Source organism: Belliella marina (assembly GCF_042682445.1).
Lineage (GTDB): Bacteria > Bacteroidota > Bacteroidia > Cytophagales > Cyclobacteriaceae > Belliella > Belliella marina.
The window spans coordinates 1-24,907 of sequence record NZ_JBHUHR010000031.1 but is presented as its reverse complement, the minus strand read 5'-3'; the positions used below and the strand labels follow the sequence as shown (position 1 = coordinate 24,907).

At 38.8% G+C, this 24,907-nt stretch carries 17 protein-coding genes; 10 read left to right on the top strand and 7 right to left on the bottom strand.

What is annotated here, in order from left to right; genetic code table 11:
• Positions 1 to 233 precede the first annotated feature (233 nt).
• A complete protein-coding gene (locus tag ACFSKL_RS10730) occupies positions 234 to 2,261 on the top strand; it encodes a M3 family metallopeptidase (protein WP_376886118.1) in 2,028 nt (675 codons plus the stop codon).
• Positions 2,262 to 2,602: 341 nt separating this feature from the next.
• On the opposite strand, the gene ACFSKL_RS10725 is transcribed toward ACFSKL_RS10730, so the two are convergent.
• Positions 2,603 to 3,616, bottom strand: coding sequence for a cation diffusion facilitator family transporter (locus tag ACFSKL_RS10725; RefSeq protein ID WP_376886432.1), 1,014 nt, complete (start codon positions 3,614 to 3,616; stop codon positions 2,603 to 2,605).
• A 105-nt stretch (positions 3,617 to 3,721) separates the two neighbouring features.
• On the opposite strand from ACFSKL_RS10725, the gene ACFSKL_RS10720 reads away from it, so the two are divergent.
• Together ACFSKL_RS10720 and ACFSKL_RS10715 are read left to right on the top strand one after the other, a co-directional pair.
• Complete coding sequence (locus ACFSKL_RS10720) at positions 3,722 to 4,807, top strand: AI-2E family transporter (RefSeq protein ID WP_376886116.1); 1,086 nt, start codon at positions 3,722 to 3,724, stop codon at positions 4,805 to 4,807.
• A complete protein-coding gene (locus tag ACFSKL_RS10715) occupies positions 4,800 to 5,732 on the top strand; it encodes a tetratricopeptide repeat protein (RefSeq protein WP_376886114.1) in 933 nt (310 codons plus the stop codon). The genes ACFSKL_RS10720 and ACFSKL_RS10715 overlap by 8 nt, the downstream gene beginning before the upstream one ends.
• Positions 5,733 to 5,815: 83 nt before the next feature.
• Here the strand turns inward: ACFSKL_RS10715 and ACFSKL_RS10710 are convergent, their stop codons facing one another.
• From ACFSKL_RS10710 to ACFSKL_RS10700, 3 genes are all read right to left on the bottom strand, one after another.
• The gene (locus ACFSKL_RS10710; RefSeq protein WP_376886113.1) at positions 5,816 to 8,359 is read right to left on the bottom strand and encodes an ATP-binding protein; all 2,544 of its coding nucleotides are present in this window, start codon (positions 8,357 to 8,359) and stop codon (positions 5,816 to 5,818) included.
• A gap of 195 nt (positions 8,360 to 8,554) precedes the next feature.
• Positions 8,555 to 9,778: a porin gene (locus ACFSKL_RS10705; protein ID WP_376886111.1), complete on the bottom strand. Its 1,224-nt coding sequence runs from the start codon at positions 9,776 to 9,778 to the stop codon at positions 8,555 to 8,557.
• 231 nt (positions 9,779 to 10,009) lie between these two features.
• Positions 10,010 to 12,271, bottom strand: a complete 2,262-nt coding sequence (locus ACFSKL_RS10700) for an aconitate hydratase (RefSeq protein ID WP_376886109.1) — start codon at positions 12,269 to 12,271, stop codon at positions 10,010 to 10,012.
• Positions 12,272 to 12,678: 407 nt separating this feature from the next.
• Between ACFSKL_RS10700 and ACFSKL_RS10695 the strand changes: the two genes are divergently transcribed.
• Complete coding sequence (locus ACFSKL_RS10695; protein ID WP_376886107.1) at positions 12,679 to 14,472, top strand: sensor histidine kinase; 1,794 nt, start codon at positions 12,679 to 12,681, stop codon at positions 14,470 to 14,472.
• Here the strand turns inward: ACFSKL_RS10695 and ACFSKL_RS10690 are convergent.
• Positions 14,427 to 15,440 carry an acyl-CoA reductase gene (locus ACFSKL_RS10690; RefSeq protein ID WP_376886104.1) on the bottom strand — a complete coding sequence of 338 codons (1,014 nt, stop codon included), beginning with the start codon at positions 15,438 to 15,440 and terminating at the stop codon, positions 14,427 to 14,429. The two genes, ACFSKL_RS10695 and ACFSKL_RS10690, sit on opposite strands and share 46 nt — an antisense overlap.
• Positions 15,441 to 15,591: 151 nt before the next feature.
• Here ACFSKL_RS10690 and ACFSKL_RS10685 point away from each other — a divergent pair, with 151 nt between their 5' ends.
• The 5 genes from ACFSKL_RS10685 to cas6 all read left to right on the top strand — a co-directional run bounded on the left by ACFSKL_RS10685 (position 15,592) and on the right by cas6 (position 19,734).
• Positions 15,592 to 15,939, top strand: a complete 348-nt coding sequence (locus ACFSKL_RS10685) for a 4Fe-4S binding protein (RefSeq protein WP_376886103.1) — start codon at positions 15,592 to 15,594, stop codon at positions 15,937 to 15,939.
• Between the two features lie 177 nt (positions 15,940 to 16,116).
• Positions 16,117 to 16,446, top strand: a complete 330-nt coding sequence (locus ACFSKL_RS10680; RefSeq protein ID WP_376886101.1) for a DUF3276 family protein — start codon at positions 16,117 to 16,119, stop codon at positions 16,444 to 16,446.
• Between the two features lie 124 nt (positions 16,447 to 16,570).
• A complete protein-coding gene (locus ACFSKL_RS10675) occupies positions 16,571 to 17,653 on the top strand; it encodes an AI-2E family transporter (RefSeq protein ID WP_376886099.1) in 1,083 nt (360 codons plus the stop codon).
• A gap of 10 nt (positions 17,654 to 17,663) precedes the next feature.
• Positions 17,664 to 18,761, top strand: coding sequence for a redox-regulated ATPase YchF (gene ychF / locus ACFSKL_RS10670; RefSeq protein WP_376886097.1), 1,098 nt, complete (start codon positions 17,664 to 17,666; stop codon positions 18,759 to 18,761).
• A 97-nt stretch (positions 18,762 to 18,858) separates the two neighbouring features.
• Positions 18,859 to 19,734, top strand: a complete 876-nt coding sequence (cas6, locus tag ACFSKL_RS10665) for a CRISPR-associated endoribonuclease Cas6 (protein ID WP_376886095.1) — start codon at positions 18,859 to 18,861, stop codon at positions 19,732 to 19,734.
• Positions 19,735 to 19,986: 252 nt separating this feature from the next.
• On the opposite strand, the gene ACFSKL_RS10660 is transcribed toward cas6, so the two are convergent.
• Together ACFSKL_RS10660 and ACFSKL_RS10655 are read right to left on the bottom strand one after the other, a co-directional pair.
• Positions 19,987 to 21,255 carry a type IX secretion system plug protein gene (locus ACFSKL_RS10660; RefSeq protein WP_376886093.1) on the bottom strand — a complete coding sequence of 423 codons (1,269 nt, stop codon included), beginning with the start codon at positions 21,253 to 21,255 and terminating at the stop codon, positions 19,987 to 19,989.
• A gap of 239 nt (positions 21,256 to 21,494) precedes the next feature.
• Positions 21,495 to 23,423, bottom strand: coding sequence for an ABC-F family ATP-binding cassette domain-containing protein (locus ACFSKL_RS10655; protein WP_376886091.1), 1,929 nt, complete (start codon positions 23,421 to 23,423; stop codon positions 21,495 to 21,497).
• Between the two features lie 635 nt (positions 23,424 to 24,058).
• Between ACFSKL_RS10655 and ACFSKL_RS10650 the strand changes: the two genes are divergently transcribed.
• The gene (locus ACFSKL_RS10650) at positions 24,059 to 24,790 is read left to right on the top strand and encodes a LytR/AlgR family response regulator transcription factor (protein ID WP_376886089.1); all 732 of its coding nucleotides are present in this window, start codon (positions 24,059 to 24,061) and stop codon (positions 24,788 to 24,790) included.
• Positions 24,791 to 24,907: the final 117 nt, after the last annotated feature.

Genomic DNA, 24,907 nt, shown 5'->3' with positions numbered 1-24,907 from the left:
GCAAGGCATAATGTTGCGGATAATCGTCTACGGAGGACAGTCAACAGAAATGAAAATCCGATGTTGGAGAAACTTTGTTTGGCTTGTGGTAAAGTAGCGTAGATACATAAAAATAAATGCAGCTAACCATAAAAACAATGTGGTTTTAAATTTTAGGGTCATTGGCTTGAATATTTTTAACTTTGCGACCTTAGAATCGTTAGTCTTACAATTAACAAAATCATAAAAACAATATGAATCCATTATTGGAAAAATTCGATACACCTTTTGAGACAGCTCCTTTTGAAAAAATCAAAAACGAGGATTTTTTACCAGCTGTAAAAGAGGCAATTCAATTGGCAAAAGCGGAAATAGAAAACATCAAAAATAAGTCTACCGCAGATTTTGAGAATACCATTGTAGCATTGGACCATGCCGGAGATAAGCTGAACATCATCTCTGGTATTTTCTTCAATCTCAATTCAGCCGAAACGAACTACCAAATACAAGCTTTGGCAAGGGAAATATCCCCTCTGCTCACAGCACATGGCAATGATGTTTTGCTGGATGAAGAACTATTCCAAAAAATCCAACAGGTCTATGACCAAAAAGAACAGCTTAACCTTAATGAGGAACAGGAAACTCTTCTTGACAAAACTTACAAATCCTTTGTAAGAAATGGCGCAAAATTGAATGAAAAACAAAAATCCCAACTGAGGGACATTGACAACAAGCTTTCCCAGCTAGGTTTGAAGTTTGGTGAAAATGTATTGGCTGAGACCAATAAATATCAGCTGATCGTAGAAGATGGGAACAGACTCGGAGGCTTGCCTGATTCCATCAAAGAAGCTGCTGCCCAAGCTGCCGAAGAAAAGGGAATGCCCGAAAAATGGATCTTTACACTGGACTTCCCAAGCTATGTCCCATTTATGACCTATGCTGATGACAGGGATTTAAGAAAAGAACTCTTTTTGGCATACAACACAAAGGCATCCAAAAATGATGAATTGGACAACAAACAATACATCAAAGAAATGCTGGAGTTAAAATCAGAACGTGCTGCTTTATTGGGCTACAAATCATATTCAGACTTCGTGTTGGAAGAAAGAATGGCAAAAAATGGTGCTTCAGTACTTGATTTTTTGAAAAACCTGTTGGGAAAAGCAAAACCAAAAGCCATCGAAGAAGTCGAAGAAGTCGCCGATTTCGCAAGAAAACTTGACGGAATCGACAAGTTGGAAAAGTGGGATTTTGGATATTATTCCGAGAAATTGAAAAAAGAAAAGTATGAGGTGGACGACGAGTTGCTCAGACCATATTTCAAACTTGAAAATGCAATCAACGGTGTCTTCGAGACCGCAGGAAAACTCTATGGATTGAAATTCGAGATAAACAAAGCAATCCAAGTCTACCATCCAGACGTAACTGCATATGAAGTAAAAGATCAGCAGGACAATCATGTAGCGGTCTTTTACGCTGACTTTTTTCCTAGGGCTGGAAAAAGAAATGGCGCCTGGATGACAAGCTATAGAGGTCAAAAACTGATCGATGGAAAAGACCAAAGGCCACATATATCGATTGTGTGTAACTTCTCAAAACCAACAAAGACGAAGCCTGCTTTGCTGACATTCAATGAAGTCACCACACTTTTCCACGAATTTGGGCATGCGCTACATGGCATATTAGCCAACGGAACTTACGAATCGCTATCCGGCACAAGTGTCTACTGGGATTTTGTTGAACTTCCTTCCCAAATATTTGAAAATTGGTGTTATGAAAAAGAGTGTTTGGATCTTTTTGCAAAACACTATGAAAGCGGAGAAAAAATCCCGACTGAACTGATCGACAAAATCAAAAATGCATCAAACTTTCAACAAGGGTATCAAACTGTAAGACAGATTAGTTTTGCATTGCTGGACATGGCTTACCACAGTACCGACCCAAGCTTGATTGCAGATATAGTAGAATTTGAGAAGAAACAGATGAAGGACACTTCCCTATTGCCTGATGTGGAAGGGACACTGATGAGCACTTCTTTCTCTCATATATTCCAAGGGGGATATGCAGCTGGTTACTATAGCTATAAGTGGGCTGAAGTATTGGATGCGGATGCTTTTGAGCTTTTCCAGGAGAAAGGGATTTTCGATCCGCAAACAGCAAAGTCATTCAGGGACAATATTCTCTCTGCAGGTGGCAAAGTCCATCCCTCTATCCTTTATAAAAGATTCAGGGGAAGAGATCCGAAACCAGAGGCTTTGCTCAAAAGGGCTGGTTTGATTTGAGGAATAAACTGGATAGATAACCCTTTTACAAAAAATAGGATGTATGCTTTTACATCCTATTTTTTTATCTAAAAAATCTACTGCATTTAAACAGACCTTTGAGCATTATAGTCTAAGTCCTACATCACAATAATGAATCCCACCAAGACTAACCATACTATTGAAGATATTGCCAATAGTATCCTAAATTGTTTATCCTCATTCATGATCGTTTTTTTGTTGAATATACATTATTATCTGCTGATTTTCAACAATTTCCGCAATTAAATTACAGAAAATACCACGAAAATAAAATAATTGCAACCCAGCTTCGTTGCCGAAACCATGCAATCAGGAAACACTTAGGAGGATTGGCCATCTGCCAATTCATGATAATGCTTTTGGTTCTTGGACATATTTCCTGCCGTCCAATGGATCTTTGTTCTGATTTCTGATTGCCTGACAGGGCAGGATTTCATCTGGCAATAATGACAACATTTTTCGGGAATACATGGATCAGAATGCACAAACACTTCCAATACACCCGAAAACTCATTTTCCAATGCAGATTCCACTTTTTCCACTTCTTCATGCACTTCGCGCAAATCGAAGTAATAAGGGAGCGTCAGGTGTAAATCAATATGTCGGTCCCCACCGTATTGTTGGACACGCATATTATGGATATCTATCCAAGAATCTTTTCTTTCCTTATTCAAAACACCGACTGTTTCTGATACTGCCACAGGATTAGTCTCATCCATCAATCCAGCGACTGATTTCCTCACCAAAAAATAACCAGAGTATATAATATAGAATGAGAACAAAATAGACAGGATGGAGTCCAGCACATAAAACCCCGTGAAAAATATAATAGCCACACCAACAATCAAAACAAAACTGGAGATGGTATCGGTAATCAAATGCTTCCCGTTGGCTACCAAGGTCAGACTGTTGAGCTTTTTCCCTTCTTTTTTAAGCTTCAAGCCCAAAAAGCCATTCGCCAAGCCCGAAAAACCTATCAAAGCCATCCCCTCCAAAAGCATTTCCAATTCATGAGGGAAGAAGAAATTATACACTGCTTGATAAATGATGAATAAGCCTGCCATCATGATCAAAACCCCTTCTATTCCTGCACTGAAGAACTCGATCTTGCCATGCCCATAGGGATGGTTGTCATCTTTGGGTATCGAACTTAAATAAATACTATATGATGCAAAGCTTGCAGTGACTACATTGACAATACTTTCCAACGCATCCGTCAATATCGCCGTAGAATTGGTCAGATAGTAGGAGTAAAATTTCACTATCAACAAAATGACACTCACCACGAAAGAAATAATTATCCACCTTGATTTTTCTCTATTCACTTTAATCATATTGTATTTGAGTTCCAAAAATAGGATTTATTTTATTGTAAACTCATCAATAATTCCAATATTAGGGTTCTTTATAAACATTTCACTTAGGCGTACATTCATTCTATGAACGAACAAAAGCTAGTAATACCGTCATATATCAAAGCTTTATTGGTATTGATGCTGATCATTACCATAGTTTATATCCTGATTATTGGAAAGAGCCTATTAGTTCCCTTGTTCCTAGGTGGTTTCATTGCTATACTATTAACACCAATTGGCAATTGGCTCGAAGGGAAAAAAGTATCCAGAGTGCTCAGTGCATTGATTTCACTTATCTCGGGGCTGATCATATTACTCGGTTTTTTGACTTTTATTATTTTGCAGGTAGCAAGTTTCACAAAGGACCTGGAAAATGTTGGTGATAAATTGAATAAATACCTGAGTGATTTTGACTCTTGGGTATTGGAGAATTTTCAGGTAGAGACCGGTGTGGGCCAAGGGATAGACCAGGAATATATCATCGAACTCTTACAATCGAACAGCTCTAATCTGGCAGAATCCATCTTAAATACTGTAGGCTCTCTATCAGGAATTGTACTTTTGCCTGTATTCACTTTCTTCTTTTTATTGTATAGAGATCACTTGACAGATTTCATTGTGCAATTGTTCAAAGAAAAAAAACAAGCCCATATCAAAAGTGAGATCAGGGAACTAAGAAAACTCGTCCAAAACTACATAATCGGGATATTTAAGGTAATGGCGATTTTGGCAGTATTGAATGTTGCCATCCTTTTGGGCTTGGGCATCAAACATGCCGTGTTTTTTGCCGTATTCGCTGCATTGCTGAACATTATCCCCTATCTTGGCCCTGTCCTTGGCGCAGTATTGCCTACCATATTCGCTTTCCTGACCAAAGATAGCCTGTTCTATCCCGCTGCCGTGGTAGTTGCTTTTCTGATCATACAATTGATAGAGAGTAATTTTTTGACACCAAAAATTGTTGGAAACAATGTAAACCTCAATGCATTCATCACCTTTATCGGTTTATTGGTAGGTGCTTCTATCTGGGGAGTCATTGGAATGATTTTGATTATACCTACATTGGCGGTATTGAGAAAAATATTTGAATTGAGTGAAGCTACCAACCCTTATGCCTTCCTTTTTGGAGAAGAGAAATCAAATGAAGATGTCGATAAACAACTTGATTAAATATACCCTGTTTCTTACGTTCATGCTGTGCATCTGTACATCATGTGACTCCATTGAAGACAAAAAGGGCAGGTTTTTGTTGAAGGGAAATGAAAAGCTAAAAGAGAATGATCTCCAAGGAGCATTAGACTACTATTCGGAAGCATTGAAAATAGACGAAGGATACTTGGATGCCCTACTCAACCGAGCTATCGTCTATGAAAAGCAAAACAATTTTGAACTGGCCATATCAGATTATTCAAAGATCATTTCCATAGGTTCTGAAATGGACACACTTGTATATTTCCAAAGAGGCATTGCCTACTTGGACAACGGGGAATATTACAAAGCCTTGGACGATGCCAAAAACCTGGAAAAGACCAATCCTAAAAGCTGGAAGACATATTTTCTTCTCGGGCTAGTCCATGAGCAACTCAAAGACCATCAATTGGCCTTAGCGGCTTTTGAAAAGGGGATTTCACTCAATCCAAACAACAACGACCTATTGGTCAACAAAGCGACCATCCATTACTACCAAAATGATTTGGACATAGCGGTGGAACTTCTTGAAAAAGCAGAAAAAGACAACCCCAATGAAGCCAATATCTACAATCTGAGATCTATGGTTGTTTTTGAAGAAGGAAACTACAATGAAGCTCTTAATTGGGTGGAAAGAGCCATCAAAATCAACCCCAAAGAGTCATTTTATTACAATAACAGAGGATTATACCGCTTGTTTTTGGGTGATTTGGATTTGGGATTGGAGGATATCAATTTCAGTTTGAAACAAAACCCCAGAAACGCTTTCGCCTGGAGAAACAAAGGGATATATTATTATTTCAAAGGTGACAAAAGTCTTGCTACCAAATACTTGGAAGATGCCCTTAAAAACGATCCAGACATGCCTCTTGCAAACAAATTCTATGGACTGGCACAAAACCTATAATGTGTATCCCAACAACATGGGGTTTAAGAATCCCAAAATGATAGACTCAACAGTTGGCGCTCATCTGTCAACTGATACCAACACTAGATTTCCAACATCAAAACCTCTTTGATTTTTTTGAACAATTCCTCTGCATCAATAGGCTTGGAAACAAGACCATCAAATCCGATTTTGGAAATATCATCGATGAGTTCCAGTTTTGCCGCAGCAGTCAAGGCAATCACAGGTATGGAAGAAAAGGATTTAATGTTCGACGTGGCTTCAAAACCATCCATGACAGGCATTTGAATATCCATCAATACAACATCATACCCGCCTGATTCCACGGCATCTATCGCCTCTTTCCCATTCACCACCCTATCATGCTGAAAACCCCATTTTTTGATGATTTTTCCCAATACCAAAGCGTTGACATCATTGTCTTCCGCCATTAAAATCTTCAATGAAGACAAGTCTGCTTCATGCTTTGGAACATTATTTACAATACTGGTTTCCAATAGAGAAACTTTCTCAAATTCAATTTCAAAATAGAAGCTTGTTCCTACCCCAATTTCTGATTCTACTTGAATATTGCTGTTCATTCTGTTCAACAGCTTCTTTGTGATCGAAAGACCTAACCCAGTACCACCGTATTTTTTGCTAAACGAATGATGGATTTGGTCAAAATCATCAAAAATCTTACCCAAATGCTCATTGGCAATCCCAATCCCAGTATCCCTTACTTCAAAATAAATGTTCACTTTATTCCCTATAATGGATTTTAGTTTTACGAAAACATCTACTTTTCCCTTCTGGGTAAATTTCAAGGCATTCGTAATCAGGTTGTTCATAATCTGTGCAAGCCTCACCTTATCACCCAAAACATGCATATTGATAGCTTCATCAAGATGCATATTCAGCTCATTTTGGGTATCATTGGCGTGGAATTCCAAACCTTTGACCACTTGGCGAATTACTTCTTCCACATTCAAAGGGTTCATTTCAAGGTTCAATTTTCCGGCTTCAATTTTTTGGAAATCCAACAGATCATTGATCATGATAATCAAATTGTCTACTGCAAAATTAATGGTGGTCAAAGCTGACTTTTGGGCACTCGTGTGATCATCTTGGAGTAATGAGTAGACCGAGCCAGAGATGGCATTCAGAGGTGTCCGCAATTCATGGCTAATCATAGACAAAAATTCAGACTTGACACTGCTTGCCTTTTCTGCTACTTCCCTTGCATGCTTTAGGGATTCTTCAAACTCTTTTTGCTCAGTAATATCCGAAAGATAACCATACCATACTACATCTCCTGATTCCATACACTCAGGTTTTGCAGCACCCATCACCCATTTGTAGCCTCCTTCTCCATTATTCCTTACCCTAAATTGACAAGACCATGGGGTTGATTTTTTGGCAGATGCAACCGAAGTCATCAAAACCTTCGCAATATCCTCCGGATGGATTTTGGAAATGATCAAGCCAATGTCATTCACGCTGTTGATCTCATTTTCTCCCAAATCAAAGATCGTCTTTATCCCTGGACTCAAATATGAAAACTTCATCTCCCCTGCTCTATCCAATACAAATTGATAAAGTGCCCCTGGAACCTGCTCTGTTAGGTGAAGTAAAAAATCAGAAGAATCCTGGAGCGACTTCTCCAACTGAATCCTTTCTGTAATATCCCGGGAAAATGATATGATATACTTTTCCCCATGTACCTCAATCAAATTGCAACTTACTTCTACCGGAAATTCCTTGCCTTTCGTATGGATCAATTCGCTCCTATACCTGATACTCTTTTCCTGTTCGAGTTGCTTGACATGGGATATCCAAGCAGCATCAGTCGTGAACTTGGAATCATATGTGTTGATCATAGGGCGTGAAACAATCCCATCAAAAATCCCCAATCGCTCCTGCGCCTGCTGGTTGGTAAAAACAATCTCTCCCGAAACGCCTGTAATCAATATCGCTTCAGGGGAAAGGTCAAAAAGTTCTTTGAACAAGCCCAACTCTTCCAAGAGCTGCTTCTCTTGTTGTGCCCGCTTGATTTGCTGTTCTGGGACAACCCTTCCCGTAGCGTAAAACTTATTGTTATTGGATCGGATATGCCAATCAATGTGTTTATACAGGCCATCTTTGCCTAATATCCTTGCCGTAAACCGGGTGTTTCCCCCGCCATTCTTGGCCTGGAAAAGAAAGTCTTTCGCAAGCGTTAAGTCTTCCTCATGGAAAAATTGACATAAATCCAAATTGACCAATTCATCCGGAACATAACCCAAAACATCTGTAAATGAATCGCTTACCCAAGTCAAAAAACTATCTTGACCAATCCCTATTAGATCTGTACTGTTTTGAAAAAACTGTTGGGCTTCCATTCTTGATGGCAGTCCTTTTTCCCGAATCTCCCTTCCCTTGTAAAACAGGAAGTAATTTGATCCATTCTGCTGGGGAAGTTCCAAATTGAATGAAAACTCCTTTCCTTCAAACTTGATGATCAATTCTTCCTTAAAAATATAAGAATTGATATCCAAACCCAAACCCAAGAGATTCATCTCCAATAGCCCATTCCCAATCTGCTCATCAAACAGTTGGTTTGTGTAAAAGATATTATATGGAAAAGTATCATCCGCTAGAAATACCATCTCGGAAGATTCATATATTATCTTTTTGAATGTACTATTTATACCCCTTTCCTTCATAGATCCAGATCAGAAAAAACCAAATACTTAGTCTAGTGATATTAAGCATTATCGTATTCCGATCCGTAAACATACATCTATTTGTTTTTCATAGCAAGTTTTTTGCTTTATAAATATTGATTAATATTCTAAATTTCCTTAAATCCCAAATTCTACCTGAAACATCCCTGTCCAGGAATTCCCGGAATTCTCTATTTGGTACAATCCTTCAAGCCACCGATAACCGATGTTTGCCTGAATTTTTATCCTATGACCGTTCAAATAATGGGTGAACCCCAAAAGCGATTCATCTACCCTATCCAAATACATACTGATGGATTCATCGGGAATTACAAATGCATACCTAAGCGCCAATTCCGATTTGGGACTAACCATTTTACTCAGATGGGTATTCATGCCTTTTCCCACTACTACAAACCTAACATCACCGGAATCATTCGTAGTGATCGGATCATGGGCTGATCTTCCCATATATTCAGACATGACTGCCCAGCCCCTATACTTAAACATCGCATCTATAATCAAGCTGTTCAATGTTCTTGCCTGGTATAGCTCTGCGCCCAATTGTCCACCAGTCCTGATAGCTTTCTGATTCTCCGAAAGTGTCAATCCTATCGATAGCTTAGGATTGACCTCAAACTCCAGGTCGCCTTCCGAATAATCCCCACTATTGCCAAACAATCCAAATGGCAATGCCTCAACTCTCCCTGTGTACGAAAGGCCATTGTTTACTGCTGATGCATTTCTCCCGTCACCAGTGGACACTGCACCTTTGAGGAGAAAAACAGACTCACCCTTTGTCCTTAATGTATAATATCCAAACATCCCAAAATCCCTGTCCAATGTAAATAGACTGTTTGCTATCGACCTATCAGCAAACTGGAGATTCCCAGAGCTTATTACCCTTTCCCGGTTTCCGGGCAATTTAGATTGCCCGAATCCAAAATACAGATTCCTGTTTACCGTATAATATAAAATCGCATCCCTAATAGGTTGGGCAATGTCCCCAGTCTCCAAATCCAAATCAGCTTTAGAAAATGCCAACTGGATATAGTATTGGAATTTAGGATTCAAGACATAGCCATCCAACCTGAGTCTGAGCCTCCTTACCCTCATTTCAAATTGTTCTACACTCAGGTCACTCCCATTGTAGACCGAGTTGAATCCAGCACGGTTCTGCATCCTAAACCTCAGGTTCATCAAGAAAAGTGAATCTTTTGAAAACCTGATCCCTTCATCGACATTCAAAAGTGCCCTTTCATCTGACTCAACAGTCTGTCCATACAGGTCATTGGTATTGGAGATTACAAAAAATAAGGAAACAATTCCCAAGAATATAACATTAAAAACAATTTTTCCCATGGTTGCATTTTTTTCCAAATTTAAAGCAAATAGGCAAATAAAAAAGCTGTGGGACCCCACAGCTTTTTTATCATATCATTAAATAACTATCATGATTACCCGCAATGATACCAGTTGTTAAATTATGCATCTGAAATCATGCGGATAATTGTCAACTTCCCCTGGAAATAATATGGATACATTATTTTAGGTGGCTATTGGTATGAAATCGGAAATACATGCAACTATTTATTATGCATCACCTTTGATCAAGTTCAAAGCAGAGCCTGCCTTGAACCAGCCAATCTGTCCTGCATTATAGGTATGGTTCACTTTGATTTCATCTTTACTTCCATCAGCATGGTTCAATACCACTGTCAATGACTTGCCTGGAGCAAAAGAATCCAAACCTACGATATCTATATTGTCATCTTCTTGGACCAAATCATAATCAGCCGGATTTGCAAAAGTCAAAGCCAACATCCCTTGTTTTTTCAAATTGGTCTCGTGGATTCTGGCAAATGATTTCACCAAAATAGCTCTCACACCAAGGAATCTAGGCTCCATCGCTGCGTGCTCCCTTGAAGAACCCTCTCCATAGTTTTCATCACCTACCACAATAGAACCAACCCCAAACTGCTTGTATTGACGCTGTACGGCAGGTACCTCACCATATTCGCCATTCAATTGGTTTTTGACTTTGTTGGTCTCTTCATTATAAAAGTTTACCGCACCAATCAGCATATTGTTGGAGATATTATCCAAATGTCCCCTGAATCTCAGCCATGGGCCAGCCATTGAAATGTGGTCAGTAGTACATTTTCCTTTCGCCTTGATCAGAAGTTTCAAGCCAGTCAAATCACTTCCCTCCCATGGAGCGAATGGCTCCAACAACTGGAGTCTTTCAGACTGGGCATCTACTATAACATCTACTGAAGAGCCATCTTCAGCTGGCGCTTGATAACCTGCATCTTCTACGGCAAAACCTTTGGTAGGCAATTCCAATCCTGAAGGCTCTTCCAACTTCACCTGTACACCATCTTCGTTTGTCAAAGAATCAGTCATCGGGTTGAAAGTCAAATCACCGGCAATAGCCAATGCAGTAACGATCTCTGGAGAAGCTACAAAAGAGTGTGTGTTTGGATTGCCATCAGCTCTTTTTGCGAAGTTTCTGTTGAATGAAGTGATGATCGAGTTCTTTTCCTGCTTTTCTGCACCATGTCTGGCCCACTGGCCAATACAAGGACCACAAGCATTCGCCAATACGACACCGCCCATTTGGTCGAAAATATTCAAGAAACCATCTCTTTCTACCGTAAATCTTACCTGCTCAGAACCCGGTGTAATGGTATATTCTGACTTGGCAATCAATTTCTTATCAACTGCTTGCTGTGCCAATGAAGCAGCACGGGAAATATCTTCATAGGAAGAGTTTGTACAAGAACCGATCAAACCCACTTCCAATTTTGCAGGCCAACCGTTTTCTTTTACAGCTGCAGCAAATTTGGACAAAGGCCAAGCCAAATCTGGGGTAAATGGACCATTGACATGTGGCTCCAATTCAGAAAGGTTGATCTCGATTACTTGGTCAAAATATTTCTCTGGAGTCGCATATACAGCATCATCTCCATTCAAATGCTCTTTGATGCCATCTGCCAATGCTACAATATCAGCTCTATCAGTACCTTTTAGGTAAGCGGCAGTTTTTTCGTCATAACCAAAAATAGATGTCGTTGCACCGATTTCAGCTCCCATATTACAAATGGTACCCTTGCCAGTGGCTGATAGGGAATTTGCACCTTCACCAAAATATTCTACAATTGCACCAGTACCACCTTTTACGGTCAAAATACCTGCAACTTTCAAAATCACATCTTTTGCAGAAGTCCAACCGGACAATTTCCCAGTCAGCTTCACACCTATCAATTTCGGGAATTTCAGTTCCCAAGGAAGACCTGCCATTACATCACAGGCATCTGCACCACCAACACCAATTGCGATCATTCCAAGGCCACCTGCATTTGGAGTATGGGAATCTGTACCGATCATCATACCTCCAGGGAATGCATAGTTTTCCAATACTACCTGATGGATGATACCAGCTCCAGGCTTCCAGAAACCAATACCGTATTTATTGGAAACAGAAGATAAAAATTCATATACCTCCCTGTTTTTGTCTTTTGCTTTTGTCAAATCTGCCACAGCCCCAACTTCTGCTTGGATCAAGTGGTCACAGTGTACTGTAGAAGGTACAGCTACCTGATCCCTACCGGCTTGCATAAACTGCAAAAGTGCCATTTGGGCAGTCGCATCCTGCATTGCTACCCTGTCTGGCTGAAAGTCAACATACGAAACACCTCTTTCATATGCTGTATTTGCTTCACCTTCGGTAAGATGTGCGTATAATATTTTTTCTGTCAATGTAAGTGGCCTACCTACCGCTTTTCTTGCAGCTTCTATCCTTGCTGGATATTTTTCGTAGACCGCCTTAATCATTTCTATATCAAATGCCATTGGAAATGTATGGTTTAGAGTGTTGATAAGGTTTATTTAAATCGATCGCAAAGATAAAAAATAAGGGCAAAAATAGAAGCAAAATAAAATATGAGTTGGTAATTTATATAGACTTTAAAAAAGGCTTTATATCTAGATGCCATTTTGTTTATATTTGTTCTGCAATATGCATCTTATAGTCACTGTCTGTCTCAACCAAAGTAGAAAATCATGACTTATGTCAGCTTTTGCAATAATATCAACCATTTCTTTTGGAAATATGGATTGCGACTTCTAAGTTGAAGTAACAAAAGTACCAATCACCCCATCAAATCATAACTCAATTTTATTTGCCCCTAAAACTACCTGGCTTCAAATATTTCGTGGCAAAGGGACAGATTAACTCAATGTATCCTAAAAAGAAGTAGATGAACTTAGAATTCAATGTCTTTTCTTTAACGCTATTGGTGTCTGGCTTTATTGTAACAGTCTTATCCAGTATAATCATCTTTAGGCTGAACGACTATGTAAAATGGTTTGCGTTCACAATGCTTTTTGTTTCCCTTTGGTCGCTTGCATATGGTTTCGAGCTGGCAAGCACAACCCTTGAAGACATGCTTTTCTGGATCAAAATTGAATATATTGGTATTGCATTTGTGCCAGGCGTTTGGATTTGGTTTTGTCTAAAATACGCTGGCTTGGAAAAGTGGCTGACCAAAGGTGTATTCATATTCCTGTTTTTGATACCCTTGGTGACCTATATATTGGTATTTACCAACCATCACCATTATCTGTTTTACAAAAACGTAGACGTTTCGTATTCTGGACCATTTCCACTTTTGGATATTACACGGGGTGTATGGTATTACGTTCACATGGTCTATTTCTACATTACGCTGGCATTCGGCAACCTTATTTTGTTTAAGAGATTCAAAAACACAGACCCTATTTTCAAAAACCAAACTTACATAATTATAGCTAGTGGATTTTTACCCTGGATTATCAACCTCATGTATCTTTTGGGATACAGGCCATTTGGCCACATAGACTTGACCCCCTACTCATTTTTGTTTCTCTACATCATTATTGGAATTGGACTCCTCAAATTTGACTTGTTTGACATCAAACCAATTGCCAGAGACAGGGTTATATTGGCAATGACAACAGGCATCTTGGTCCTTGACCCTAAAAACAGGGTGATAGATTTCAACCCTTCCATGCTGCGAATTCTCGGAAATCCAAAAACAAACCTAATTGGAAAATCCATAAGCTCAATATTTGGCGACTATGAAGATATCCTCAAAAGTTCGTATGCACAAACCAAATGCTCTTTGGATTTAAAAATGTATTTTTCCAACAGTCCAAAAGATTTCAATTTGAAAGTAATTCCACTCTTGAACAAAAAAAGTATTTTTAGTGGGCTGATGCTTCAGTTTGACGACGTTACGGAAGAAAAAAAAATAAGGGAAAAACTAATCGACCAAACTCATGAGCTCCTGAAATTAAACAACTTAAAGGACAAGCTGTTTTCCATTGTGTCACATGACCTAAAAGGCCCTATCCTAGGTGCAAATGAACTGATCAAACTCACTGCCAATGGCAGCATCAGCCAAGAAGAGTTTCAAAATATCCTCCCGGAAGTATCCAAAAGCATGGATTCTGTTTCATTGTTACTGGAAAATCTATTGGCTTGGACTTCTACCCAGCTAAAGGGTGAATTTGTGGACAAAAAAAGGTTTAACCTGTCTCTCCTGATCAACCAGCAATATCTTCTATTTGAAAATTTGGCCAAAGAAAAAAACATAAAATTTGAGGTCAAGGTAGAGAAAGACCTTTACGCATTCGGAGACAAACATATGATCGATTTGGTGATTCGAAACCTGATAAGCAATGCGCTGAAATTCTCGGGTTCTGGAGACCATGTAGCCATTTATGCTGTCCAAAAAGACAATGAACTTGAAGTAAAGATCATGGACACTGGATCAGGAATCAGTGAAGAGAACCTAAAGAAATTAGAAGATGGTGTGAGCTTCACCACCGTAGGAAAGAGCAACGAAACAGGGACAGGGCTTGGATTGCTATTGGTCAAAGATTACATCAAAAAACACGGAGGCTCCTTGAACATACAAAGTGATCCGAATCAAGGAAGCAAATTTGAGATTTTGCTTCCTTCAAATCACAACCCGATCAAAAACTCCAATGTATCGATCCCATCGGCATAATCATCCAAAGCCGGTGTTTGGGCCAGCCCAAATCCACTACTGCCGGCATACCAGGCATCTTTGCTGACTATACACTGAATCTTTTCACTGATTGTAGAAATTTCATTTTCCAACGACTCCAAAGAATCGTAGGTTTCATAATAGACCACCGAAATAGGAGACACCAAATCTTTGCTTTGTCTCAGCAGCAGGAAGCCATTGTCCAAATGCTCTTCCCCATTTACAAGGTATATCGATTTGTTGTAATCGTAATTGTTGATGTATTTATGGTTGCTGGCGAGAATTTGGAATCCATCGATTGCATCCAAAAACTTAACCAAGACTTCTTTATGTGGGACATATATCTTGGACACATTCCTACAGCCCAATCCAAAATACTGGAAAATGTCTTTTGCCAGGGACACAAAATCAGCAGGACTTTCCTTTCCATCCAAAATCCCAATCGAAGTTCTGTTTTTCCTTATAATACTGGGGTATTTACCAAAGTAGTAATTGAAATATCGTGCCGAATTATCACTTCCGGTAGCAATGTAGGCATCCTTTCCCTTGAGCATTTCTTCAAAACTGATCAATTTGCCGAACTCTGGCTGGATTGCTACCAGCTCATTTGCCAACCACTGGATCAACACAGTATCGGAAGTGCTCAATTTGACAGATGCCTTGTGTCCGACAATCAAAACACATAGCAAGTCATGAAACCCTACTGCAGGAATATTTCCAGCCATCAATATCCCAATTTCCTTAGGTGAGGCATTCTCGTTTATAGTGTACTTTGCCGTCCATTCCCTAAGTTTTTTTTCATCCAAAAACACCTCCAAGCCATTCAGGGCAGACTTAGTATGCTCCGGTGTAAACCAGCTATTGTTATTCTCCACCCGCCAAGCAAGCGCATCAAATTCATCTGAATTGAGGCTTGATATTAATTTTCCTAACTGAACAAAGGCTAAAATTCTTTCTTCTAATGTCATTTCACTATCTTTGAGCTGCAAAGTTATCTTATTTAGGAGAAAAAAATCTTAGTTAGATTAAATATAAATTATTTAGCATAACAACTTTTCCTTGGTGGTTATGCTATTTGCGTATTAATTTTGGAACCAAAATAAAAATTAAAAATTAGCCATGGCAATAATGATTACGGATGAATGCATCAATTGTGGTGCATGTGAACCAGAATGTCCGAATACAGCAATATATGAAGGTGGAATAGAGTGGACGTGGGCTGGTGGTACTACACTCAAAGAAGTTACCCTACCAGATGGAACTGTAGTGGATGCCTCAGAAAAGCAAGAACCAGTATCAGATGAATTCTACTATATTGTAACTGAAAAATGTACAGAATGTACGGGCTTTCACGAAGAACCACAGTGTGCTGCTGTATGTCCAGTAGACTGCTGTGTAGATGATCCCGACCATCAAGAATCCGAAGAGACCCTTTTGGAAAAGAAAATTTTCATGCATGGAGAATAAAGAGGGTATATCCCTCTTTATTGTTTTTAACCTTATCTCCTTGAAAAACAAGGAGATAAACCCAAACACTTAATCCCCTTCCAAAAAAAAACTGAATCGTCTATTGAATTTCTTTGATGAATTCGATTATCTTGCCTTCTGATTTAATTCCTTATACGAACAAAAAAACTTAGGGCTGTGGAAGACAACAGAGGAAATGACAGAGAAGAAATCTTCTCAAAGAGAGTAAAGGCTGGTAAAAGAACCTATTTCTTTGATGTAAAATCAACCAGATCGAATGACTATTATCTCACCATCACCGAAAGTAAAAGAAGAATGAATGGTGATTCATTTACTTTTGAAAAGCACAAGATTTTTCTTTACAAAGAGGATTTCGGTAAATTTATTGAAGCATTACAGGGTGCGGTAGACCATGTAAAAAATGATCTTTTACCTGATTTTGATTTTTCTCAGTTTGATGAAGAAGAAACAGAGTCAGAGTATGATGATGAATTGAAGTGGGAATAGTCCCCTTCAATTCACATTGACCATAACCGAGAAAGAAACACAATTGGGCATTGTAAAATACCCAAAACAGGACGGTGTACCCTCATCTTCCCATTTTGTTTCTTTCTCTTTTTTATTTTGATCCATGAAAAAGGTATTTATTTATGTTTCAATCATCACCATTCTATTTCTCATAATAGGTTGGTACTTTTCCAATATTGCCTTCTATATCATCTTTTCAATTATATTATCGGCCGTATTACGCCCACTCACCAATAGAATCAATGCCATCCACCTGATGGGGAGACATGTTCCCAGATGGTTTGCCATACTGGTTTCCTTTTTTGTGATCGTTAATTTTATCGTCATAGTGGGTTTGCTTTTTGTACCACTGATCAGTACCCAAATACAGATAATTGCTACGTATGATTTGGAATTTCTTTATGATCAAATCCAGAATCCGGCAGGCAAAATTGAAGATTTTCTCATCAGATACAAATTAATCCAAAGTGAGCCTGGATTTTTGATCCTGCAGGTAAGGGAAAACCTCATCTCCAGTTTCAACATCATCAACATCCAGGGTTTTGTCAATACAGTGGTCAATACCACCAGCAATATTTTGATAGGGGTGATGGCCATCACGTTCATCACTTTTTTTCTTTTGTTGGAAAATGGCCTATTGCGTAGGAATATTATCAACTTGGTACCAAATGCCTATTTTGAGCTCTATGTATCTACTTTCAATAAAATAGAGACATTGTTGTCGAATTACCTTATCGGTTTATTGATCCAAATGACTGCAATATTCACGATTGCCTCAGTAGGATTGTCAATTTTGGGCATTGAATATGCCTTAACCATCGCGTTCTTTGCTGCCGTAGCCAACCTTATCCCTTATGCGGGACCTCTTTTGGGAGCTACATTTGGAGTATTGGTTGGTTTGACTACTTCGAGCTTTGGGGAAACTACAGAGGTCACCTTGTTTATCATCAAAATACTTTCTGTATTTTCGATAGTTCAGCTGGCCGATAATATCATCCTGCAACCTTTGATTTTCTCTAAATCTGTAAAAGCACATCCACTTGAGATTTTTGTTGTTATCTTTGCCGGAGCAAAAATCGCCGGCATCCCCGGTATGATCTTCGCAATACCAGTCTATACCGTTTTTAGGGTTGCCATCATGGAATTCTACAAAGGGTATAAGGCATATAAAATATTCAAATTATAAAAAATTCATAATGGCTTTACAGTGTGGCATCGTAGGATTACCCAATGTTGGGAAATCAACCTTATTCAACGCATTATCAAGTGCAAAAGCGGAGGCGGCAAATTTCCCTTTTTGTACTATCGAACCAAACGTCGGTGTGGTAACCGTCCCTGACAGAAGACTTCAAATCCTCGAAAATCTTGTTTCCCCCCAACGTGTCTTGCCAACGGTAATCGAGTTTGTGGACATTGCAGGTCTAGTAAAAGGTGCCAGTAAAGGTGAAGGGTTAGGAAATAAGTTTTTGGCAAACATCAGGGAAGTGGATGCAATCATCCATGTGATCAGGTGCTTCAACGACGACAATATCGTCCACGTGGCAGGCGGAGTTGACCCTGTATTTGACAAAGAAGTGATCGATACGGAATTGCAGTTAAAAGACTTGGAATCTGTAGATAAGAAAATCCAAAAGGTCGAAAAAATAGCCAAATCAGGCGATGCAAAGGCAAGAAAAGAACTGGAGACATTGATGCTGTTCAAGAATGCCCTTGTCAACGGCAAAAATGCCCGTGCAGTCGATGTTGAAAAAGAAGATTTGGAAGCGGTGAAAGACCTGCATCTACTGACAATCAAACCGGTATTGTATGTCGCAAATGTGGATGAAGAAAGCATCTTGACTGGCAATGAGTTTGTTGAGAAACTGAAGGAAGATGTAAAAGAGGAAAATGCAGAGGTAATCATACTATGCGCTGCTCTTGAGGCCCAAATCGCTGAGTTTGAAGATGCAGATGAGAAAGCCATGTTTCTATCCGAATATGGACTTGAAGAGAGTGGATTGAACAGACTGATCGCCGGGGCTTATTCATTGCTCAACTTAATCACCTATTTTACGGCGGGAGTTCAGGAAGTTAGGGCTTGGACGATTAAAAAAGGTTGGAAAGCACCTCAGGCTGCCGGCGTAATCCATACAGACTTCGAAAGGGGTTTTATCAAGGCTGAAGTTATAAAACTACCTGAGTATGAAAAGTTTAAAACAGAGGCAGCATGTAGGGAAAATGGCAAGATTTCTATCGAAGGCAAAGAATATGTAGTCCAAGATGGTGATATTATGCATTTTAGGTTCAATGTATGATAAAACTTTGAAAAAAATTTGTACTTTTGCAAGAACCCGTAAAAAACACAACAAAAAAATAATTTAATTAATTGTTTCAATTTTATTTTTAAAAACTGTGAGAATAAGATTAATATTTTCGTTAAAAAACAAAGGTGCATATTTACCATTTCACCACCAGTACATTCTGGCGCAATTTCTCAAGGGGCTGATCGTAAAAGGTGGCCGTGAGGAGTTTTTCAACTACAATTACTTCAACTTCTCTGGCCTCAAAGGACAGACCAAAGTAAGTAGAAGCGGATTACACTATTACTCGAGTTTAGTCACTCTAGTGCTTTCATCACCCAATGAAGATTTTATTGACTATCTACTTGAGCAAGTATTCGCAACTCCGAAAATTGAGTTAGGAAATCTTGTCATCTCTCCTGAATACACAGAGCAAGAGACAGAGCCAGAATTGGAGACTTCAAACAAGTTCGTTTGTATCTCGCCTTTGGTACTATTGACCCCATCCTTCAATGATGAGTCAGGCAAAAGATTTATCAATCCAGATTCAGATGAATTTTCTGATCTGCTATATGAATCTACCCTGACCAGAATGGAAAGATCCGGTTGGTATTCCCAAGAGCAGATGGAATCGTTCTACAAGTTCCAAGTGGTACCGGACATGAATTATGTAAATAAGCTAAGAGAACAGCAAAAGAAATTTGCTAGAATCTATTCTGTATATGACATGGATGTCAAATATGAAGTGAGAGGATATACACTTCCTTTTACTTTGTATGCTGCACCGGAAGTACAGGATTTCGTGTTCAAATGTGGTTTGGGTGCATTTACCCACAAAGGCTTTGGAATGCTTGACCTTGCAAACCACGGCCATAACCAAAGAACAGAACCTTACAAATTCAAGAGGGAAGGATTTATTCCTTACAAGTCCCATGAGAGACAAAAACCTCAAGAAGGTGAAGGAGAACAAGGAACTGAAGAAGCTTAATTGCTAACTTAAATAGCCCAATCGATTGATTGGGCTATTTTTTTGATTGAGGTAAAAATCCACAATAATATATTGAATTCTAAAACCTGTCACGTCCTGAAATTAGTTGACACTTTTTTTCTTTTAGTTAGAGAAGTTCAACCCTGTCTGCAACAGGCAGGCACTTCGTGGTTAAATACATCTTGATGTTTTGAATCTCACGGCTTGACTCTCGTGTCTCATGGCTTGACTCTTGCATCTTGTGTCTTATATTTAAAGTCTTCTTTTATTCGGGTTGACATTGATATACCCAACCAGCTCGTCGTATCTTGAGCCAACGTCTCTAAAATAAACAAATACTTCGTACTCATTTTCTGTCTCAAAATGATCCCCTTCTATAGGCGACATGTCCCAACCTTCTGATGACTTGTAGGCAAATTGATAATCATACCATCCCTGCTTGAGCAACAATGTGGATTGATAGGTCTTAGTCTTTGAATTCAAAGTCATTTTGGCGTCAGGATGAAACCCCCAATTTGTCAAACTCCCCACCAAATATGGCGTTTCTTTTATCCCTTCAGCACTTAGATTGAATGTCGCCAATATATATTCACCTTCAAGGTCGTGGTTTTGCCTTTCAAAATTAAATATTGCATACTGGCCATTAAGGTCTAGATACTGGGAATAGGCCGCATTTGGCCTTGCTTTTTCTGTCATCACTTCTGCGAAGACCACATCTTCCTCCATTTCAACCTTGGCAACATTATTCCCTCTCGCTCGGACATAGCGAAGGTCTACAAACCTGAATTCGTTCCCTGCAAAAAATGAATTTGAACCATCAAAAAGTTGGTATTCTACAGTCTTCAAATCCTCTCTAACCATTGTTGGAACAAGGTCTGATTTCTGATTATCCCATCTCTGGTTTTGACGAATCAAAACCTTAAGGCTATTCCTTGGGTCTAAAACCTCCCTCGCTTTATAATTGATGTTCAGGTTGATCTGTTGTTGTTTTCTCCTATACTCGGTTTGGCTGGGTGGGACTACCTTTGCCCCTACTTGGATAGAATTGTCGAAAACCATAAACCTCTTCGTAATAATTGTCTGGTCAGTGTCTCTTGCCCTATAAACCTGTACCACATAATTTCCACTTTTGGTGACCCGAGGCAATACAAAATTGAAATGGATATATGGAATCCTTGTATCTATCGAATAATTATAATCGTTGACATTGAATTCATTGAACTGATCCAAGTAATCATTTTCCTTCAAATCCGATGGTGTCCAATCCATATCACAATGGATGATCTTTGCAGAATACATGTCAGGATCATAGGCAATGTCATCAAAAGAAAGTAGCAAGGGCGTGGCGGCTTGTAAAGAGATCGCTGGGGAACTCATCTGGCTTCCGAAATCCTGGGTCTTGGGAAAAAGTCGCACCGACTGGATATTATCTTCAAAAACCTTATCCACCAGTACATTTTGGGAATATCCCTGCGCAATGAAGGAAATGGAAAAAGTGAATAATAGAATTCTTTTTAGCATTATCGTTCAATTTTGATTGGTATTGTTTTTTTAAAATCCTGCTGCGTCTACAAATCGACACCTCAATTAATTTACCGCATAACTCAAGGTAATCATTTGTTTGATTTATGGCAATATTTTGAAACCTAAGTAATAACCAATCCCCTAAAAAACGATGCCAAACTCCAATTTAGGAGTTTGGCATTGGGGTTTTATTTTGATTAAAATCCAGTTTGTATTACAAATCAACATCCAAATCCTTAAGAAACTTGTCCTTGAAGTTCTTCTATAACTTCCGCCAACTTTTCCCAATCCTTGTTTAGTAGGGATTCTTTTGATTTCAGTTTGGTATAATCTTGGTTCAATTTTTCCAATTTTTCAACATCGGAATACACTTCAGGTTTTGCCATTTCTATCTCCAATGAGGATTTTATCTCTTCGAGCTTCCCTATCTCCAATTCAATCCTCTCCAAATCCTGTTCTTTTTTCTTCAACTCTTTTTTCAAGAGGGTGGATTCGAAACTGTTATCCTCACGTTTTTTTTTCTCAACTTTTGGAACTTCTATCTTTTCTTGCTTTGGAGTAGCTACAGTTTCCTGCTTTGCTTTCCAGTCTACAAACTCCTGATATGTACCCAAGTATTCCTTTATTTCGTTGTTTTCTATGTACCAAATTTTATTGGCAACACCCTTGATAAAATGCCTATCATGGGAAACCGTAATAAAAGTACCTTCATATTGTTCCAGTGCTTGGATCAGGATATTTACTGACTGCATATCCAAGTGGTTGGTAGGTTCATCCAACAAAAGGAAATTGGCTTCTGAAATCAGGGTTTTTGCCAAAGCCACCCTGGATTTTTCACCACCTGAGAGTACTTTGATTTTTTTGAACACATCATCATTGGAAAACAGAAAACATCCAAGTACAGTTCTCAATTCCTGTTCAGATTTCGAAGATCCGGCTTGTGACATTTCCTGCAGAATCTCATTGTTGACATTCAAAGCCTCCAACTGATGCTGGGCATAGAAAGATTTGATCACATTGTAACCATGCTCGCGCTTTCCTTCAATCGGCTCAGTACCATCAATAATCCTAAGCAAGGTTGATTTACCCTTACCGTTGGCACCAATAAGTGCTATTTTATCACCACGCTCTATACGGGCTGTAGTATTTTTCAAAATCACCAAATCACCGTATGCCTTTGACACATGCTCCAAAGAGACAATGTCACGACCTGATTTTTGGGAAAATTTGAATTTAAAATTCACAGAAATGTTGTCATCCACCACCTCATTGACCCGATCCAACCGATCCAAAGCCTTTACCCTTGACTGAACTTGGTTGGATTTGGTTGCTTTGGCTCGGAATCGCTCGATAAACTTTTCAGTCTGCTTGATCATTTGCTGTTGGTTTTCATAAGCATTCTGCTGGATCTCCATTCTTTCTTTCTTCTCTTCCTTATAGAAAGAGTAGTTTCCCGAATAAAGTGTCAAACTACCATTGGATACCTCAACCGTCGAATCAATGCAATTGTCCAAGAAATCCTGATCATGGGAAACTACTACCACAGCCCCTTCATAAGTCTTTAGGTAATTCTCTACCCATTGGATCGAAGGTAAATCCAAGTGGTTGGTAGGTTCATCGAGCATCAACAAGGAAGGCTTTTCCAGCAGTAATTTTGCCAACATCACCCGCATTCTCCATCCTCCGGAAAACGTCTTCAAAGGTCTTTGCAAATCCTTGGTATTAAACCCAATCCCTTCCAAAACCTCTTCTGCTTTGGCTTTGATGGTGTAGCCTTCATTGGCTTCAAATTGGTCTTGAAGTTTTGCCAATTTATTGATGATCTCATCAGAATAGTCTGTTTCCATCTGCTTGAGGACAGCATCTATTTCTTCCTGCAGGCGGAGTGTCTCCTGAAAAGCTTCCAATGCAACATCCAAAATCGAGTCCTCCGATTGATAAGAAAGCAAATCCTGATTCAAAAATCCGATCGTGCAGTCTTTTGCTTTTTGCACATCGCCTGAGGAAGGTTGGTAATCTCCATTGATGATTTTCAGTAAAGTTGACTTTCCCGTCCCGTTGAGACCGACGAGCCCTATTTTGTCTTTTGGTTTTATATGTAGAGAAGCATTTTCATAAAGTGCCCTGCCTCCGATAAAGTACGATAGATTGTTGATAGATAACATAGCGCAAAAATAGACAATCTACCAATGATATAGAAAGAAGCTTGATAAATTAATATGAGTATCCGCAATGTTGCACGTTGTGATAGAAATGACTTTATCCTATGCGGATACTCGTCAATAACTTGTGCGCCGTGGCATAGACAACAGAAACTCAAATCGCTCACCCATCAATATTTTGTTTGGCTACGTGCAAGAAAGCGGATAGTCATTTAAATTAAAGAAAAACAGGTGTGGTTTCAGGTAAAACGCTAGAACATAAAGCAAAATTTCACGTCATTATCATGAAAAATACCAAGTACTTGGTATTTTTTCGAAGCCTTAAGATGGGTAATTTTGGTGCAGGTCTATAGCATTATCTATTATGGTAAAATATATAATTGAATAAATTATACAATTAATATACTTCTGGTTGTAATTGACTTTGATTAAAATTAATCATACATTAAGGAGTAATTACACTAAAAATAAAAAAAACACAGTTTATGAAAAAATATCCTACAGATTACACCAATAATTAACAAAAAACTGCTTCACATATCAGAATTTAAGTTAATCATTTATTAATTTTGGTAACTTATACTCAATTATATAATTCGCTTGCATTTCTAAGAGGCTAGGGTTAAAAAAACAAAAAAATGAAGAGAAATAAGATATTGCTAATTGAAGATAATGTAATCTTGGCAGAGACCATTAAGGAACTGCTCGTGATCAGCGGTTTTGATAACATCAAAGTTTTGCCCAATGGAATCAATATAGAGGAGGAAATCGAATCTTTCGAGCCTGATTTATTTTTGATGGACATCAAGCTTCAAAATGAAAAAGATGGTATAATGGTAGCAACAAGGATACGGGAAATTACTGCTACACCAATAATTTTTATCTCTTCATTCAATGATAAAGCAACAATAGAAAGGGTGAAGGATGTAAACCCTGAAGCTTTTATCGTTAAGCCGTTCAGTAAAGAAACCCTTATCATCACGATAGAGATCATTCTTAACAACCACTATGTCAAAAGTACAGTCAATCAAGAGCCTGAAAATAAAATAGATAATGAAATTCTTTATATAAGGGATAGGGGCTGGTTGAAAAAAATCAAAGTATTTGAAATTGATTTTATAAAAACTGAAGGTAGTTATACCAGAGTAATCACCAAAGACAAAGAATTCACATTAAGAAGTCCTATCAAAGATATTATCAGCAATTTGCCTTGTGGGGTTTTCTTAAGGGTTCACAAATCTTTTATCATCAACCTAAAAAACATCGATGCCATCAATTCGAAGGAGTTGATAATCGGCAACCACAACATCCCGATAGGGAAGAACCATTATGCGGAGCTTCAAAACAGGATCACCAAGATCAATTCCTGACCCAGCCCGCTAGTCCACGCTTTCGATCCTGTCGTAGACCATCCTGATCTCATCGTCGAGCTTTCCGATGCTGATGCCCATGTAGTCCACAAACTCCCGCCTCTCGCCTTCCGTGTC